Annotated in this window: 3 protein-coding genes; 1 reads left to right on the top strand and 2 read right to left on the bottom strand. The window is 48.0% G+C overall.

Annotated features, from left to right (window positions below; all coding sequences use genetic code 11):
- Positions 1 to 1,224, bottom strand: a 1,224-nt coding sequence (locus Q0231_RS08760) for a hydantoinase/oxoprolinase family protein (protein WP_299347201.1), incomplete at its 3' end; no start/stop codon positions are given.
- A 529-nt stretch (positions 1,225 to 1,753) separates the two neighbouring features.
- Between Q0231_RS08760 and Q0231_RS08755 the strand changes: the two genes are divergently transcribed.
- A complete protein-coding gene (locus Q0231_RS08755) occupies positions 1,754 to 1,984 on the top strand; it encodes a hypothetical protein (protein ID WP_299347200.1) in 231 nt (76 codons plus the stop codon).
- A gap of 18 nt (positions 1,985 to 2,002) precedes the next feature.
- Here the strand turns inward: Q0231_RS08755 and Q0231_RS08750 are convergent.
- A partial coding sequence (locus tag Q0231_RS08750; RefSeq protein WP_299347199.1) for a hypothetical protein occupies positions 2,003 to 2,636 on the bottom strand: 634 nt, incomplete at its 5' end.

The following is a 2,636-nucleotide window of genomic DNA, read 5'->3' as shown; positions in this document are numbered from 1 at the left end:
AGTGTCAAATGACGAAGCTACCGCGTTCATGTCCGCTTCTATTTCACCGCCGATGAAATATTCTGGATTTATGCGCGCAAGCATCAAATTGGCATCCGTAGTTGTCGGTTCAACGCCGCCCTTTCCATATGCGACCGGACCCGGTTTTGCGCCCGCGCTTTTGGGGCCGACATGCATTTTATCGTCCTCGTCGACCCAGGCGATGGAACCACCGCCATTGCCTATTTCCACAATATCTACCACCGGCGTCATGATCGGATAACCAGCTGATAACTGACTTTTTTCAATCATGTACTGACTGGTCACCTCAACATTGCCATTGTCGATCAACGAACATTTTGCGGTGGTGCCACCAATGTCCAGAGCAATGATATTCTTCTCACCGATCAAATCCCCAAGCGCGGCTGCGCCCAATACACCGCTTGCCGGGCCTGACTCCACCATCGTGATCGGCGTCGATTTTGCAGAGGACAACGTGTCAATTCCCCCGTTAGACTGCATCACATAGAAGGATCCATCAAATCCATTCGCGTGCAGCTCATTTTCCATACGGGTCAAGTAATCAACCGCGATAGGACGGACATAGGCGCACAATGCCGTCGTATTGGAACGTTCGTACTCTCGCCATTCACGGGTAATTTGATGGGAGCAAACGTTGGAAACCTCCGGCCAATATTCTTGAATAGCCTGCTCAAGTGCGATTTCATGGGCGGGATTTGCATAGGAATGGAGCAAGCAAATTGCGATAGCTTCCACGCCTTCTGCTTTGAAACTATCAAGAATATCCGACAGCCCATCGGTCAAAAGTGGTTCGAGGACCTCCCCTTTGTAAGTCAATCGTTCCGCAACCTCTTGCCGCAAATAACGGGGAATAAAAGGTTCTGGTTTTTCGTAACGCAGGTTAAAAAAATCTGGGCGATTGCCGCGCGCAATTTCCAAGATATCGCGGAACCCTTTGGTAGTGATAAGCGCAGTTTTTACACCCTTGCGTTCTGTCAGCGCGTTGATGACAACCGTTGTTCCATGCGCGAAAAACTCGATTGATGGTTCGTCGATGCCTGCCTTTTCAACGGCAGCCAAGACGCCCTTCTCAAAATTGGGCGGTGTCGTGTGCGACTTGACCGCTTTTATTCCATTTACAACGCCATGCTCCGCGTCGACTTCATAAAAAACCAGATCAGTAAATGTTCCACCGACATCTGTTGCTAGACGAATATTGGGCACCCAAAACTCCAAGTCACATTATTGTTCCATCGTAACCTTCACATTCTTCAACTTGGAACGAACAAATACTCAACTCGAAGACTGGTGGATTGATATCCGAAAGAATAACGTTTTCTAATTGTGGGTATACCTACCCAAAAGAGTGGAGCGTTGTGGGATACTAAAGTCGTCAATCGACGCTGCGCCGCTTAACAATCAACAAGTACACCGACTTCCCAGTTAAGCCCGTTTTCGGGATCAAGGAGTCATAATCACTAATATCCGCTATGGGGGTAAAAGCGGACGTAACACCGACAGCCATTTCGCTACATTTAGAAAAGGTCAGTTGCTTGATCTACTAAACAGTCGTCATATTCCATTCTGCGACACAAAATTGGGCGCACCATTTTTGGCGCGCCCTGAGGGATGCATTTCGGCTTGCAACTTTATTGGTTATTTTATGCAGTCTTTTCCTGCCGTTTTTAGACCCGAAGAACAGCTGCCACTGCGCACTTCAGCATAGGAGCTGCTACTGGTTCCTACGCAATAGTTGCCGGATGATTTGAATGTTGATGGGCATGAACCAACTTTTGTGATGGCAGGTTTACCACCAGTCGATACGCAGTTGGATCCGCTTGATTTGAAACCTGACGGGCAACTGCCATCCTTTGGCACGCTGGTGCTACTGGATTGGGCAAAAGAAACAGATGGTGTGGTGGCGATTGCCATTGCGCCTGCAATAGCGATAATACGGACATTCATTTTGTATACTCCTTGTTAGTGCAATTGATTGTTGAATTTAGTCATATGGGCTTTTGCTAATCATCTCGAACGCGACGAGGCTCCTGCCTGAATCTTTGTCGTAAAACTGACAATATAAACGCTTCGATTGACCGCGTTCGGAGAGATTGTTCGCACGCGCCAGGAAACTAGCGCCATATTTACGACGCTTTTTAAGACCCTTAGAATGTGCGCTAGCCCGGTCCGAATTCTTCCCGTTCGCGCAATCACTCAATCCTTCACTGTTGCCACAAGCCAGTTTCATGTGAGAATCGCCCAGATAACTATCGCTGCTGCCATTTGTCCCATGTAGAGGAACAGTTCCACCGCCAGGGTTATCGGAATTGACACATTGCAAAGTATAATTGCTGCCGTTTCTAGTTTTACGATAGCTTGGCTCATCTACCTCAAAATAGACGACTTCATCTTTTTGAAGACCTGTATTCAAAATGCAGTCATCGGCCTTGGCGGGGCGTCGATTGATGAAGCCAGTGCGCTTTTCTTTGCTGAAACCCTGTTGAAAAGTATAGTTTCCAAGCTTTCCAATGGTGATGTTTGACAACGGCAGCCCAGCGCATTTTGTATAATTGGCCAGACTGGCCGATGGCTTGCCCAATGGTCCACTTTGACCTCCGCCGCCGCCAATAATGGAT

It is taken from the genome of uncultured Maritalea sp. (assembly GCF_937139385.1).
GTDB classification, from domain to species: domain Bacteria; phylum Pseudomonadota; class Alphaproteobacteria; order Rhizobiales; family Devosiaceae; genus Maritalea; species Maritalea porphyrae_A.
The sequence above is the reverse complement of the archived record's forward strand: the minus strand, read 5'-3'. Positions and strand labels throughout refer to the sequence as shown.